This is a genomic window from Erwinia sp. (assembly GCF_049696395.1).
GTDB lineage: Bacteria > Pseudomonadota > Gammaproteobacteria > Enterobacterales > Enterobacteriaceae > Erwinia.
Window position 1 is genome coordinate 1 of record NZ_JBAVTT010000011.1, and the last position, 14,217, is coordinate 14,217.

General features: G+C 53.3%; 15 protein-coding genes. 7 read left to right on the top strand and 8 right to left on the bottom strand.

Annotated elements, in window-relative coordinates; all coding sequences use genetic code 11:
- Positions 1-1,005: alanine transaminase (gene alaC / locus WCC56_RS01500; RefSeq protein ID WP_424690674.1), on the top strand; the 1,005-nt coding region annotated here is incomplete at its 5' end.
- A 49-nt stretch (positions 1,006-1,054) separates the two neighbouring features.
- Here alaC and ypdK read toward each other — a convergent pair.
- The 3 genes from ypdK to WCC56_RS01515 form a co-directional block, all read right to left on the bottom strand.
- A complete protein-coding gene (gene ypdK / locus WCC56_RS01505; protein WP_424690688.1) occupies positions 1,055-1,126 on the bottom strand; it encodes a membrane protein YpdK in 72 nt (23 codons plus the stop codon).
- A 187-nt stretch (positions 1,127-1,313) separates the two neighbouring features.
- Positions 1,314-2,342: an HlyD family secretion protein gene (locus WCC56_RS01510; RefSeq protein WP_424690675.1), complete on the bottom strand. Its 1,029-nt coding sequence runs from the start codon at positions 2,340-2,342 to the stop codon at positions 1,314-1,316.
- Positions 2,343-2,346: 4 nt separating this feature from the next.
- The gene (locus WCC56_RS01515) at positions 2,347-3,948 is read right to left on the bottom strand and encodes an MFS transporter (protein ID WP_424690676.1); all 1,602 of its coding nucleotides are present in this window, start codon (positions 3,946-3,948) and stop codon (positions 2,347-2,349) included.
- A gap of 167 nt (positions 3,949-4,115) precedes the next feature.
- On the opposite strand from WCC56_RS01515, the gene WCC56_RS01520 reads away from it, so the two are divergent.
- The 4 genes from WCC56_RS01520 (at position 4,116) to WCC56_RS01535 (ending at position 6,759) form a co-directional block, all read left to right on the top strand.
- On the top strand, positions 4,116-4,898 hold the full coding sequence (locus WCC56_RS01520) for an IclR family transcriptional regulator (protein ID WP_424690677.1): 783 nt from the start codon (positions 4,116-4,118) through the stop codon (positions 4,896-4,898).
- Positions 4,899-4,910: 12 nt separating this feature from the next.
- Positions 4,911-5,363, top strand: coding sequence for a universal stress protein (locus WCC56_RS01525; RefSeq protein ID WP_424690678.1), 453 nt, complete (start codon positions 4,911-4,913; stop codon positions 5,361-5,363).
- Positions 5,364-5,414: 51 nt separating this feature from the next.
- The gene (locus tag WCC56_RS01530) at positions 5,415-6,221 is read left to right on the top strand and encodes a hypothetical protein (protein WP_424690679.1); all 807 of its coding nucleotides are present in this window, start codon (positions 5,415-5,417) and stop codon (positions 6,219-6,221) included.
- A gap of 250 nt (positions 6,222-6,471) precedes the next feature.
- Positions 6,472-6,759 (top strand): hypothetical protein, encoded by a 288-nt coding sequence (locus WCC56_RS01535; RefSeq protein ID WP_424690680.1) that lies wholly within the window; start codon positions 6,472-6,474, stop codon positions 6,757-6,759.
- A gap of 118 nt (positions 6,760-6,877) precedes the next feature.
- Here the strand turns inward: WCC56_RS01535 and WCC56_RS01540 are convergent, their stop codons facing one another.
- A complete protein-coding gene (locus WCC56_RS01540) occupies positions 6,878-7,039 on the bottom strand; it encodes a hypothetical protein (protein WP_424690681.1) in 162 nt (53 codons plus the stop codon).
- A gap of 296 nt (positions 7,040-7,335) precedes the next feature.
- Here WCC56_RS01540 and WCC56_RS01545 point away from each other — a divergent pair, with 296 nt between their 5' ends.
- The gene (locus WCC56_RS01545) at positions 7,336-8,217 is read left to right on the top strand and encodes an SMP-30/gluconolactonase/LRE family protein (RefSeq protein ID WP_424690682.1); all 882 of its coding nucleotides are present in this window, start codon (positions 7,336-7,338) and stop codon (positions 8,215-8,217) included.
- A gap of 86 nt (positions 8,218-8,303) precedes the next feature.
- Here WCC56_RS01545 and WCC56_RS01550 read toward each other — a convergent pair whose 3' ends face one another.
- Both WCC56_RS01550 and WCC56_RS01555 read right to left on the bottom strand, forming a co-directional pair.
- Positions 8,304-9,530: an L-lactate MFS transporter gene (locus WCC56_RS01550; RefSeq protein ID WP_424690683.1), complete on the bottom strand. Its 1,227-nt coding sequence runs from the start codon at positions 9,528-9,530 to the stop codon at positions 8,304-8,306.
- 192 nt (positions 9,531-9,722) lie between these two features.
- Positions 9,723-10,973: a mechanosensitive ion channel family protein gene (locus WCC56_RS01555; RefSeq protein ID WP_424690684.1), complete on the bottom strand. Its 1,251-nt coding sequence runs from the start codon at positions 10,971-10,973 to the stop codon at positions 9,723-9,725.
- Positions 10,974-11,278: 305 nt separating this feature from the next.
- On the opposite strand from WCC56_RS01555, the gene WCC56_RS01560 reads away from it, so the two are divergent.
- The gene (locus tag WCC56_RS01560) at positions 11,279-13,210 is read left to right on the top strand and encodes a methyl-accepting chemotaxis protein (protein WP_424690685.1); all 1,932 of its coding nucleotides are present in this window, start codon (positions 11,279-11,281) and stop codon (positions 13,208-13,210) included.
- 62 nt (positions 13,211-13,272) lie between these two features.
- Here WCC56_RS01560 and WCC56_RS01565 read toward each other — a convergent pair whose 3' ends face one another.
- Positions 13,273-13,485 (bottom strand): hypothetical protein, encoded by a 213-nt coding sequence (locus WCC56_RS01565; RefSeq protein ID WP_424690686.1) that lies wholly within the window; start codon positions 13,483-13,485, stop codon positions 13,273-13,275.
- Between the two features lie 116 nt (positions 13,486-13,601).
- Positions 13,602-13,922, bottom strand: coding sequence for a hypothetical protein (locus WCC56_RS01570; RefSeq protein ID WP_424690687.1), 321 nt, complete (start codon positions 13,920-13,922; stop codon positions 13,602-13,604).
- Positions 13,923-14,217 lie beyond the last annotated feature (295 nt).

Here is a 14,217-nt window from a genome sequence, read left to right on the forward strand (position 1 = left end):
CGTTTACGTCGCGCGATTTCACACTGGTACAAAGATCGCTATCAGGTAGATATCGACCCTGAATCTGAAGCTATCGTCACCATCGGCTCGAAAGAGGGCCTGGCGCACCTGATGCTGGCCACGCTGGATCATGGCGATACCGTGCTGGTGCCGAATCCCAGCTATCCGATTCATATTTACGGTGCCGTTATCGCTGGGGCGCAGGTGCGTTCTGTTCCACTGGTGGCGGGCGTCGACTTCTTTACCGAGCTGGAGCGGGCGATCCGTGAAAGCTATCCGAAGCCGAAAATGATGATCCTCGGGTTCCCCTCCAACCCAACGGCTCAGTGCGTTGAGTTAGACTTCTTCGAGCGCGTGATCGCGCTGGCGAAGCAATACAATATTCTGGTGATCCACGATTTGGCCTATGCTGACATCGTCTATGATGGCTGGAAAGCCCCGTCGATAATGGAAGTTCCCGGCGCGCGCGATGTGGCAGTGGAGTTCTTCACCCTGTCGAAAAGCTACAATATGGCCGGCTGGCGTATTGGCTTTATGGTCGGCAATAAAGAGCTGGTGGCTGCTCTGGCGCGCATCAAAAGCTATCACGATTATGGCACTTTCACGCCGCTTCAGGTGGCGGCCATTGCGGCGCTGGAAGGCGATCAACAATGCGTAAAAGACATTGCTGAGCAATATAAGCGCCGCCGTGATGTGTTGGTGAAAGGGCTGCATGAAGCAGGCTGGATGGTCGACATCCCTAAAGCCTCGATGTATGTCTGGGCAAAAATTCCCGATCATTATGCGCAGATGGGCTCGCTGGAGTTCGCCAAGCATATGCTGCAGGAAGCCAAAGTCTGTGTCTCGCCGGGGATTGGGTTTGGTGATTACGGCGATACGCACGTACGCTTCGCACTGATTGAAAACAGCGACCGTATTCGTCAGGCGGTAAGAGGGATCAAATCGATGTTCCGTGCGGATGGCATATTGCCGGGCTCGGTTAAGCTGAACGAAGAAGAAGTGTAAGGGCTGGGGTCAGGCAAGGCTGCCTGACCCGCTAAATTCTCAGGCAGGATTACACCATCAAATAGAACGTGCCAACCCAAAGAAACAGGATAAAAGAGATTCCCATCAAAGCATATTTCACCGAAAAACTCCTCTGAGCGCTTACGTCTGGGGTGATCCCGGGCCTGCGTAACGCGAACAGATACGACGCGGCAGACGTTATCGCCATACCGTATCAGGTAGCCATGAGAAGCTCATGGCAGGATCGTTCGCTAATTTACCCGCTCTGTTCCGCAAAATAAAGCCGATTGTGCTAAGAATCGCCTTGGTTATGGCGTCTCGATCTCCGGAACCACCGACATGCCCACCCGTAAACGCGCCAGATCTGCCTGGCCTGGTTCAAACACAATCTTCACCGGCAAACGCTGTACCACCTTGGTGTAGTTACCCGTTGCATTATCAGCAGTAATGGCCGCAAAGGTTGACCCTGTGGCCGGCGCGATGCTGTCTACATGCCCATGCAAGATCACACCTGGCAGCGCATCAACTTCAACGGAAACACCCTGACCTGATTTGACGTCGGTCAGCTGAGTCTCAAGGAAATTCGCCACAACGTAGGTTTGGTGCAGCGGCACGACAGCCAGCAGACGAGTTCCGGCGGCAACCCATGCACCCTGACGGACGGCACGTTGGCCGACAGAGCCATCAATAGGTGCCGTAATCGTGGTGTAAGAGAGATTAAGGCGAGCCTGATCGACACTGGCGGTAGAAGCGGCAATATCGGCTTCAGCCTGTTTGATGCTGGCCTGCAAAATGCCTACCTGCTTGCGGGAGGCGAGGGCAGCGGCCTGGCTCTGGCGCAGCTGCGCAGAAGCCTCACGCATTGAAGCGTTGGTTTTCTGCTGCTCATCGGCTGTAGCGGTGCCGGTTTTTAACAGGCGGCGATAACGCTCGGCATTTTGTCCGGCATAGTTCAGCGTAGCTTCGCTTGAACTGACTGCGGCATCATTCTGCGCAATGGTAGCCTGCTGCTGATCAAGCTGCGCCTCAACGCTGATAAGCTTGGCCTGGCTGACCTGAAGATTGGCCTCGGCGGTTTCCAGCGCCACGCGGTAATCACGGTCATCGATGGTGGCCAGGATATCGCCCGCTTTAACGGCCTGGTTATCACTGACATTGACGGTGCGAATATAGCCGGACACTTTAGGCGCGACCAGCGTGTAATCCGCGGTCACTACCGCATCATCAGTACGTGCCTGATGGCGGTTCATCGCTGACCAGACAAAAAACACAATCCCCAGCAGGATCGCTAACAGCACCACTAACATTAAGGTTCTTTTGGCAGGTGTGAAGCTCATATTATTATCTCGTTGCTTTTGCGGCTTGTTGTAAAAGGGTTTGCGGCGGATAGACACGCTTTGGCAGCCAGGCGGTTAACAGCACCAGCAGCAGGGCAAAACCAATGATCAGCAGATAGGCATCGCTGATGCTGAGGATCACCGCCTGATGCTTGAGCAGCGTGGCGAAGTGGCTCAGATTTTCTGTTGAGCTGGCGCTGCCATCCGGCAATAACGGCATAAGGCCGCTGGCGCTGGCAGAGTTATCCGCCGTCATCAGCCACGGGCGATTCCCTAAGTTATCGACCAGCGTATGCGAGTGAAACTTCTCGCGATGGGTGAGGAAATTTTCCACCAGACAGCTGGCCGCCACGCTGGAAAAACCGCGCACGGTATTAAACATTGCCGAGGCATAAGGCCCTTCCGGCGGCTGCACCACGCTGGTGGCACTCATCAGTACCGGCAGGATCAGCATCGGCTGAGCAAAGGCCTGCAGCAGCTGGATCAGCCAAAAGTTCTGGCGCGCCCAGTCATCCGTCAGCTGCGTGCCCATCAGACAGGAAAGACACAGCAAACCCGCGCCGCAGGTCAGCATCCAGCGGCAATCTATCCATCGCCGGTTAAGTAACGCCGCCATAAAGGGCGCGATAATCAACTGAGGCAGGCCGATGGTCAGCGCCAGCGGAGCAAACTGCACCGTGCGGAATCCGTTCACCTGAGCGAAATACCCTGAAGGCAGCGCCGAACCCGAAAGGGAAACCAGCAGCACACCCGCCAACACCAGCAGACCATGCGTGAGGTTCTTACGTTCCAGCATCTGCAATTTGAACAGCGGTAGCGGGTGAAACCACTCGTTAATAAAGAAGACGATCAGTAAGGCAAAGGAACTGAGCAACATGCCGCTAATCAGCGGCGAGGCAAACCAGTCGAGGCGTTCACCCTGAGTCAGCGAAAGGATCAGCAGTGCAATGCCGCTGGTGCCGGTCAGCATCCCGAACAGGTCGATCTGCTTAAAGCGTTCGAAGCGGGTTGGATCCTGCGGAATTCCCCAGCTGATTAGCACGTTGGCTACCAGGATCAACGGTATCACCTGCCAGAAGACAAATTGCCAGCCGACAGAGTCAGTCCAGAATGCGGCCAGTGAAGCCGCCATATTGGGGCCGAAGGTGGCGGTTAATGCATAGGCTGCAAGGCCATAAAGTTTTATCTGCGGCGGCAGAAAACGCAGCGCAACGGTCATCAGCATCGGCGGCAGTGCCCCGCCCAAAATGCCCTGAATAACGCGTAGAGCAATAAATAAAGAAGGGGTTGAGGCGAAAGGCTGCAACAGACCCACTACCGCAAACCCTGTTGCTACCGTCAAGGTAAACCGGCGCAGGGAAAACGTCACCGCGAACCACGGGGCAATCATCATCGCCGCGACTTCCGCCGCCTGATACACCGAGGTGATCCAACTGGCCTGGTCATAGCTGAAGCCAATCGCAGCGCGAACATCGGCCAGCGCCAGATCCGTTACGCGATCGTTTAATCCTGAGGTCAACGCAGCGATAAGCACGCCCACCAATCCCAACGCCAGACGCAGGGTAAAGGGGTGGGGAGCAGGGGGCGCTGCTGGTTGAGCAGTCATAGCAGGGGCTCCGTCAGGAAAGAAAGAAAATTACGATGCACTGTATTGCATTGTGGTACATTCGCCGGCGAGTTTACAGTGTGATGGGGTGTATTGCAATGCGATACAGCCTGCCGAAACGGGAATTAAGTGCTAAAGTATCGTCATCAAGCAAGGAGCAACTTCGTATGTCTGACCCTTCTACATTGCGTGAGGATGAGCGAACTGGTGGAATCCAGGTGATCTCTCGCGCAGCAAAAATATTGGACGCGTTAGGCAACAGACCTGACGGCATGAGCCTGGGCGAAATTGCTCAGGCTGTGGATTTACCCCGTTCAACGGTACAACGCATTGTTGCCGCGCTGGACTCGGTGCAGCTGGTGCGCAGCCCTGGCGCTGGCGGCGTAAAGCTTGGGCCTGCGTTACTCCGGCTGATTGCTACGCTGCATACAGATGTCGTGGCGATTGCTCAACCCTGGCTACAGGCGCTGAGTGATGCCACCGGTGAAACGGTTTCTCTGGCCCGCGCCAGCGGATTGCAGCTGGCTATTGTGCATTTTGTCGTGGCAGAGCGTGAGTTACGCGTGGTTCCCCGCATAGGCCTGAATCTGACGTTGTACAGTACTTCCGGCGGCAAAGCGTTGTTGGCGCTGGACAGTGATGACCAGGCTCGCGCGTTAGTGGGCGATGCCTATGAAGCGATAACCGATCAGACTGTAAAGGCGTTTCCGGAACTTATTGAACGCCTTAATGAAATCCGACGTACCGGTCTTTCTTACGATCGGGGTGAAACGCTGGAAGGGATCTCCACGATAGCGGTGGCGATCGATACCATTCTGGGCCGTTTTTCTATCAGCTTGCTGGTTCCCTCTACCCGTTTTCAGAAGCATGAGGCGCTCTATCGTGAAGAGATCCTCAAATGCAAAGAGGCGCTGGTGGATGAAATAGGCAAAGCGGCCTTACGTGACTGACAGGAGAGGGAAATGAAAACGCTTTTAGTCGCCGTTGATAACTCAGCAATTGCCCGCAAAGTGGTCGCTCTGGCCAGTGAACAGGCGCAGGCGCTGCAGGCCAATGTGGTGGTGTTATGTTGTGTTGATGCCAGTTACGCCAACACCACCGGGACTTACGTTATTGAAGCTGGAGAAGACCCGAGTGATTTCGGCTGCGCGCTGGATGAGCAAAATACCGCAGAAGGCGCAGTCCGTCAGGCATTGGCTGAACTTCAGCGCGCCGGGATTGCTGCAACCGGGCGTGTGGTTGCCGGTGAATCAGCCGAAACCATCGTCGGGCAGGCCAACGAACTGTCTGCTGCCATGATTATCATGGGCCGCCGTCACCTCTCCTCTTTTAACCGTTTGCTGAAAGGCTCGGTCAGCGCTGCCGTGATCGAACGTGCAAGCTGCCCGGTGCTGGTGGACGTTCGGGTAGATTAACTCCGCATGTTGGGCCGCCAGACGCGGCCCGTCTATTCAGGTATTTTTGTCATGTCCCAGGCTACACTCATTTCCTTTATTGCCGGCTTAGCCGTCGTTCTCTTCCTTGCATGGCTGTCAAAGCGGGGTTCCCTCAGCAAAGGGATGGCGACCTTGCTGGCCTTTGTGCTGCTTTTTGCCGGTAACTTTTATTACTTCGGCTATGTTGCTCCACAACACCAACGAGAAGCACGTCTGGCTGCGGCAGAGCAGCGGCTGGCTACGCGGCCGGTCTACCGTACCCTCAAAGATCAACAGCCCGCACTTTACCAAACCCTGCATCAGGAATTTATCCACGCCTTGGAGGAAGGGAACAGCGAAGCGCAGGCGCTTGAACGGCTACGTCCGATGCTGTCTGACTTGCTTAATCAGCGCATCAGCTACGCTGGCGATCAACAGCTGCATGATTATATGGCGGTGGCGCTGGAGGAGATGAAAGTCATCCGACAGAAAAATCCCGATCTTTGCTTCAGATACCTTTTTCCTCAGGTTGAGGGCGGCGTGAACACCGCAGACATATTACCCAAGGCGCTGATCGACAAAGAGATGGCAACGCTGGATGACTTCCTGTTGCACAGCCTTGGCGCAGAGCGTCCGTCAGATGCGGCTAACGGCCGGGCCGATCTGCAAAATATCGTGCGTTCGCTGTATGGCAAGTGGGGAAGCGACCTGCAAACGCTCAATTCACCGGCGGAGGCTGGGGCCAATAAAGGCAAGCTGTGTGAGATGACTATTGACCTTTATCAGGCCGTTCTGGCACTTCCGGTTAATCAATCCGCAGCGGTATTGCGTATCATTCTTGACGGTAACGCGAAGTAAACGCGAAAAAAAGCCCGCTCGCCGCGGGCATAACACATTGTTATTGTAAGTCATTCATGGTGTTGGCAGACATTAAAAGATGTCTGAGTGGATAATCGCATCCCTGAATGGATAGCGCCAGACGGCTTCCTGAATCGATTCAATCGGTAAAACAATGCAATAGCACGCTAAAGAACGTGCAAATGCAGGGTTTTCCGATGGCGTCAGGAAAGTCAGCTGTTATCCTGCCGCACCGAATGAAGGAGCCAAAATGAATAAGTTAGTAACTGGCGCACTGGCGCTGGCGGTATTTTTATTAGCCGGTTGTACTTCCAGCAAGCCAGGGGCATTTGAAAAAGTTGATGAAGATCCTGCGGTAAATACTGTGCAGTATCGTTTTAATCCTTCCACGGTCAATAAGATGGCAATGGAAGAAGATGTGGAACGCTACTGTACAGAACGCGGGTTTGATAAAGTTGAGCCTATTAAACCGCAGGAAAGCCGGGTGCCGGGATTAATGAAAGCCTGGTACCAGTGTAATTACAGCATTAAAAGCTAAACGAAAAAAGGGCGGGAAAAAATCCCGCCCAATATTTTTCTCTACTTTCTTATTATATTGCCGTGTGCAGGCTTTGCCCGCTTGAGGATGAGTTATCTCACCCTCTTAGAATTTTTGCTTACCAGCCCCGATGGCGGCCATTGTCATGATGGTAACCGTTATGATACCCACCATGATGACCTCCTCCATGATACCCGCCGCGGTAACCATCATGAACGATACACCCGTTCAACATCAGCATTACGCCCAGAACCGAAACAACTTTGAGTAGTGTTTTCATTGTGAATGCTCCTTCACTTTTTCAATGACTACAACTTTACTTGAGAAAAGTGGAGGAATAATGCCGGTTATGTAGAGTTATTTAATCAGGTATTTCCAGATATTTCCATTTTATCTGAAATAAGTGCTGATAAATTATCATGAATAAGATAAGACCTAAAAAAAGGCTTTTCCATCCGGAATGCTCTTAATTTAGCGAGAGCGCTGAATCAATCTTAATACGAATCAATTTCAATACAAGGCGCATTCTGCGGCAATTTTGCAGTAGACTTAAGGCAGACTTACTAAGGAGAAACTATGGGTTATCAGGTGGAAAACGTGCTGTCGGCTCAGGCAGAATTGGGTGAGTGTCCGGTCTGGTCAGTCAGGGAACAGGTACTCTATTTTGTCGATATTCTCGCGCCTGCTTTGCACCGGTTCGACCCGCAAAGCGGTGAGCATCAGGTTTTTCCGGTGGCTGAAGACATTGGCTGTTTTGGCCTGAATGCTCAGGGCGGCTTTGTTGCTGCATTGCGCAGTGGCGTCTGCATGTTGGATGACAACGGACAGATAACCCAGCGCGTTGCGCCAAACCCCGGTGAGGCCGAACGCAGCCGTTTTAATGATGGCCGCGTCGATCGTCATGGCCGCTTCTGGTGCGGCAGCCTGTGGGAACCGCAGGATCGCAATGGCGGAAAGCTTTGCCGTCTGGATGAACACCTGAAGCTGACCGTACAGGCTGAAGATATCAAAATCTCTAACGGGCTGGCCTTCTCGCCAGACAGCCGCTGGATGTATCACACCGACACGCCGAACGGCGTGCTGTGGCGTTATCCGATGGATGAGCAGGGCGAGATTGGCCCGAGAGAAGTCCTGCAACGTTTTGTGCAGGAAGAGGGCGGCTTGCCTGATGGCGCTGCAGTAGACAGCGAGGGATTCTACTGGGCGGCGATGTTTGATGGCTCCCGCGTGATCCGTCTTGATCCCAGCGATGGGCGCATTGTGGACGAGATCCTGCTGCCGGTACGCTGGCCGACAATGGTAGCCTTTGGCGGGGAAGATCTGAAAACGCTCTATATCACCAGTTCGCGCGAGGACCGTACCGCCGAAGAGCTGGCACAGTATCCTCAGTCTGGTGATGTGTTTGCAGTGAGAGTGGGCGTTGCCGGGATTGCTGAGCCGCTGTTTCAGGCCAAATAGCTGGAACAGGGTTTGAGGCGTTAATGGAAGTGTGCCGGGAAGTTCCGGTTGATCAACGGGGCGCAGTAGCGCCCCGTATTTTATTCTCAGGCGTGCTGCAACGCTTTCTTTCCGTCTTCCGCACCGTGCGGTAAACGAATGGTGGCAGACATAATCAGCGAAATCACCAGCAGGGCCATAATCAGGCTGAAGGTGATAGTGAACCCCCCAAACAGCGAAGCAATTAACGACCCCAGCACGCTGCCAATCCCAAAGCCCAGATAAATCAGACCGTAGTTTTTCGTCAGGTTGTTCAGACCAAAGAAGTCACTGACCAGCGAAGGATAGACGGTAATGGTGCCGCCAAAGCTGAAGGCCACGCAGGCGACAGAGATAAAGAAGGTGGTCTCATTCATCTGGGTAAACAGCAGAATGCTCATGCCAGCCAGCGAAACGACCTGCGCAAGGGTAATCACCCGGATACGCGCCATTTTATCGGACATCACGCCCAGGATCAGTCGTCCACTCAGGTTGGCAACGGCAATAATAGTCACCGCATTCGCCGCCGTTTGCGTCGACAGATGAACCAGACCTTCGCCGATATCTTTCGCCACGCCAATCACATATAACCCGCTCATGCAGGCGGTCAAAAACATCAGCGCCAGCATCCAGTACTGTGGCATACGCACCGCTTCAGCCAGCGAGAAGTCGCGGGTCTGGCTGTCGCTGCCCTGAGCACGGGTCTGCTGTTTTGGTGCATCTGTCATAAACATCGCACCGGTGATAATCAACGCCATCGCCAGAAGTCCCCAAATCAGGAAGGTAGTCTCCAGGCTGTACACGCTTAACAGATAGCCGCAGATAAACTTAAAGCCAAGGCTGCCTAACCCGTAGGCACCAATGGCGCAGGCTGAAATCAGCCCTTTACGCTCCGGGAACCACTTTACACAGTTAGACAGCGTCATCAGATAACCGGCGCCATCAGCCAGACCGACCAGCACACCAGCGCTCAGATAGAGCATAAACAGATTGCTGGAGTGAGCGGTCAGGTAGAAACCTACTGCCATCAACAGTCCGGCACCGATGGCGACATTACGCACGCCAAAACGCTCCTGAAGCTTCCCAGCCAGCGAAGAGGAAATCGCCAGACCCAGGCTCAGTAAGCCAAATGAGAAGGCGACCTGGCTGACCGGGGCATCCAGCTTTTGCGACAGCTGACCGTTAAACAGGCTCCAGGTATACACGGAGCCCAGCGCGAACTGGGTAATGATGGTGCCAAACAGGGTTAACCAACGGGTACGGTTAACGCTTTTGCTGACGGGCAGTGTGCTCATGGAAAGCTCCCGAGGGGAAAGTTTAAGAGATTGAGCACATGATATGTCGGGACTTCGCGCGCGGGGAGAATAGGGCATGAACTGCCGTCAGAGCGGAATGAAATGCCTGTAAGAGGGTATGAATGGCGTGGCGAAAGGCAGAAGTGGCGTTGGCGGACAGTTTTTTCAGCACCCTGTCCGCCGGTTTAGTGCTTAGTCTGCGGTGGAGAACCGCATATTGCGCATATCGTTGCCGGTTGGCGTCTGATGCACGCGCAGGCCGAATTCAGGCAGCAGCGCGAAGATGTGGTCAAAGATATCTGACTGGATCTTCTCGTACTCCAGCCACACCGTAGTGTTGGTGAAGGCATAGATCTCAATCGGCAAACCTTCGGAGCCCGGAGCCAGCTGGCGAACCATCAGCGTCATCTCTTTATGGATCTGCGGATGTGACTTCAGGAAGGCTTCAAGCCAGGCGCGAAACGTACCGACATTGGTCATATGTCGGCCATTCAGTGGCGTGCTGATATCGCACCCCAGGCTGGCATTATGGCTGGCAACTTCAGCGACTTTGCCGTCCAGATAGGGCGTGAGAAGCTGCGCGCGATTCATGCGGGCTATCTCTTCATCGGACAGAAAATGAATGCTGGTGGTATCAATGTTGAAGCTGCGCTTGATGCGGCGGCCGCCGGATTCGGACATGCCTCGCCAGTTTTTGAACGAGTCTGAAATCAGTGCGTAAGTGGGGATGGTGGTGATGGTTTTGTCCCAGTTGCGCACTTTCACCGTGGTCAGCCCGATATCGATCACGTCGCCATCCGCGCCGTATTTCGGCATATCAAGCCAGTCACCCATCTTCAGCATATTGTTAGCTGAAAGCTGAATACCGGCTACCAGACCGAGGATCGGATCTTTAAACACCAGCATCAACACGGCGGTCATCGCACCCAGGCCGGTTAACAGCACCAGCGGAGACTTGCCGATCAGCAGCGAGATAATCATCAACCCAATCAGCAAGGTAGCGATCAGTTTAATGCTCTGGAAAATGCCGCGCAAAGGCAGCTGGCCAGCAAAGCTGCTGTTATCAGAGAGTTCCAGCAGCACGTCCAACAGCGAAAAGAGGATCAGCAGCGTGAAGATCATCAGCCAAACCTGACTGGCGATCATCAGGACTGAAAAAATGGGTTCGTTCCCTTTGAGGAACACTTCAAGCTGGATTTGCAGTAGCACGCCCTGCATCAGCAGCGCGAAGCGGCTGAACAGCTTTTTATCAATGATGGATTTAGGCCACAGGTGCGAAGATTTATCGGCAAAGCGCCGCAAAAATGGCAGCACCGCGCGGTGCAGCAAACCATGCACAATCAGCGAGATGAGGGCGATCAGAGTAAGGATGGCGAGGAGCGCGATAAGGGGCGCATAAGGTAGATCGAAGGCGGTTAGCCAACCGGTTATCAAAAGTTGCATGTCACTATTATCCCTTTAGGTGAAGCTGTCCTGAGTGCAGTTTCAGTTAAAAAATGCTGTAAAGACAGACCCTCTGTCTTTACCCACGCGGAAGATGACCGCTGGAAGCGCCTCATTATCAATTAAGACCTGTCCTGAATAAAGGGCAAACCGGCCTCTTTACCTGCGCTGACACACTCTGTTTAAGGTTTTCTCAATTCAGGTCGATAACCACGGGATGTGATGGCTAACAATCACGCTGTGTCAGTTCTTACTCCTACTTTTCTCTCAGTTAACACGACTTCTTTACTATGAAGGAAATCACTATGCCGGGGATCCCAGTTCGTCTGTCAGGGAAATTGACACTAGGCGGCATTTCAATGCTGCTGCTCATCACATTAATTGTTTATCTCGCCATCTCTCTGCGCGGCCAGCCAAGGGTCATCGAGGCCAGTAACAGCCTGATCCAACAGACGGGCGAAAACATTGTCGGCCAGCTGAACCAACAGCTAATCCGTATCGAAGGCGAAGTTGTCAGCATTGCTCGTCTGGCAGAAGTGCTGCCGCATCAGGAAGATCTGTTCAAAAGTGTGCTGCCACAGATTATCGACAGCAAAGGTGACAAAAGCATTGCAGGCGGCGGCATCTGGCCGGAACCAAATGCGTTTACCGAGGGCGTGGCCCGTCGCAGCTTCTTCTGGTCCCGTGGAGCCAACGGCACGCTGGATTACTCCGACGGCTATAACGATCCCAATGGGGCGGGTTACCATAATGAAAGCTGGTACACCTCAACCAAAGAGGCTTCGCGCAGCAAATGCGACTGGTCAGAAGTCTACCAGGATCCGGTTTCTAACGTGAATATGGTCACCTGTAGCGTGCCTTATACGGCGGGCGAAAAGTTTGCAGGCGTGGCCACTTTTGACGTGCTGCTGGATAACCTGTCCGGCTTTATGGCGAAGAATGGCAACCTGACCGGAGGCTATGCCTTTGCATTGGATCAGTCCGGCAATGTGCTTTATTTCCCCGGCAGCAAAGATAAGACACTGAAGAAATTCACTGCGCTGGCGGATGAGCAGAAGTGGCTGGCTCCGGTGGTGAAAGGTCTTGCTACTGCTGCACATCAGCAGGGGACAACCACGCTGAACAATGTGCAGGATGACTATCTTCATACCAACGCGCAGGTCACGCTGTTTAAAATGCCCGACACCGGTTGGGTGATCGGCCTGGTAACGCCGGAAGCCACTGTGACCGCGTTAGCCAGAAACATCATGCAGGATATCTTTGTGGTGCTGATCCCGGCGCTGCTGGTGCTGCTTGCCGGTGCCTGGTTGTTTGCTCGTGGCATGACTACGCGTCTGGAGTCCACACGTGCAGCGCTGGACGAAATTGCCAACGGTGATGGCGATTTGACTCGTCGTCTGGATGCGTCCGGCAAGGATGAGATTTCTGATATTGCCGTTTCGTTTAACCAGTTTGTCGACAAGATCGCCGGTGTTATCACCAATGTTCAGGCCAGTGGCGTAAACGTTGCAGCTAACGCCACTTTCCTTGCGGAAGGAAATCAGGCCTTGTCGGCTAAGATTGGCGATCAGGCCGCCGCCCTGGAACAGAGCGCCGCTGCGATGGAGCAACTCAACGCCACCGTGCAGCAGAATGCTGAAAATACCCGGCTGGCAGATGCCTTCACCGAGCAGACGGCGCAGATTGCCCGCAGCAGCAGCGAAGTGATGCATAAAGTCATTGATACTATGGCGACCATCAAAACCTCTTCAAGCCGTGTGGGCGAGATCCTGAGTGTGATTGATGGCATTGCATTCCAGACCAACATTCTTGCCCTGAATGCCGCTGTAGAAGCCGCAAGGGCAGGTGAGCAGGGGCGTGGATTTGCGGTTGTGGCCTCTGAAGTCCGGGCGCTGGCACAGCGAAGCGCCACTGCCGCGCAGGAGATCAAAACCTTAATCAGCCAGTCTGACACCACGGTGCTGGCGGGCAGTAAGCTGGTGGAAGGTGCAGGCGAACAGCTGGAAGGGTTGGTCAACGACGTGCTGAAGGTGAAGCAGATAGTGGGTGAAATCCGCGTAGCTGGAGATGAACAGAGCAAAGGGATTGGTGAAGTGACGCTGGCCGTTTCGCAGATGGAACGCAGCATTCAGCAGAACCTGCTGTTGGTCAATCAAACCGCAGAGAATACTCAGGCATTGCGGGCAGAGGCCTCACAGCTGGCGCAGGATATCTCCTCGTTTAAAGTGGCATCGTAAGCAGGCAGAGAAAGATCGTTTTAACGTTAAAGCCCGATACAGAGGTTGTACCGGGCTTTTTATTATTTCTGAATATAGCTGCGGATAGCGTCAGCAATCGCTTTATTGGCATGACGATCGTCACGGTGTTCCGCGTCATCAGCCACTTTCTGCAGATATTTATTCAGTTTGCCGCCCGTTGGCACGTTGCCGTAGGCAATCAGCATCTGCACGATATGCCTGAGGGCAACGACTTCAACGGTGAGGCGTTCAACGATAGGATCTTTGTCTGACATAAGGTACTCCGGCTTGATTCGGTATTTATTTCCCGCCAGCTTACTGGCAGGGAGCAAAAATCAATCACTGGAATACACTGGCATAACGGTGGCTAATCACCCCACGCCGCTAAGCCTCAGGAGAGGTGTAACACAGCGCCGGGCATTTTAAGGAAGGTGAACAGTTCGGCAGACGAGCAATGGGAAAGGTCCTTCAGCAAGCTGGCATTGCTGTAGTTCATCAGGTTAATTCTTTTTAACTGATGCCAGACCAGAATCGCCGACACCGCCAGCGAACAGGTTTCATCCCTCTGCTGACAGAGCAAAGTATAATGCCACTCTTCGTCCAGATCGTTGGAGAAGAACTGCATCGACTCCGCCGGGATCAGCGCTTTGAGATCGGGCAGCAGAACATCACTAACACGGTGGGCCATACGCAGGGTAAAAGTGGCAGGCATTCAGCGCTTCTCCTTGTTCAGATAGGTGCAGTTTACCCTTTTAATTTGTCTTAATGCGACGTTTTTTAAAATAATCTTATTTTGAAGAAGGGGTAATTCAATGGAGGTGCTTATTTTTCATGATTTAGGGCGGTAAGAGTAAATATAATTATTGATTAACAGGTTTGTCAGACGTTAATATACGTTCGCTCAGCACAATAGCGTTGCAGATAAAATACTTTTTATCTGGTCGTTTTTGCGCTTTCAGGAAATTATATAATAAAAGGGTAGGGGAATGAAAAAGCTCGTTTTAGCG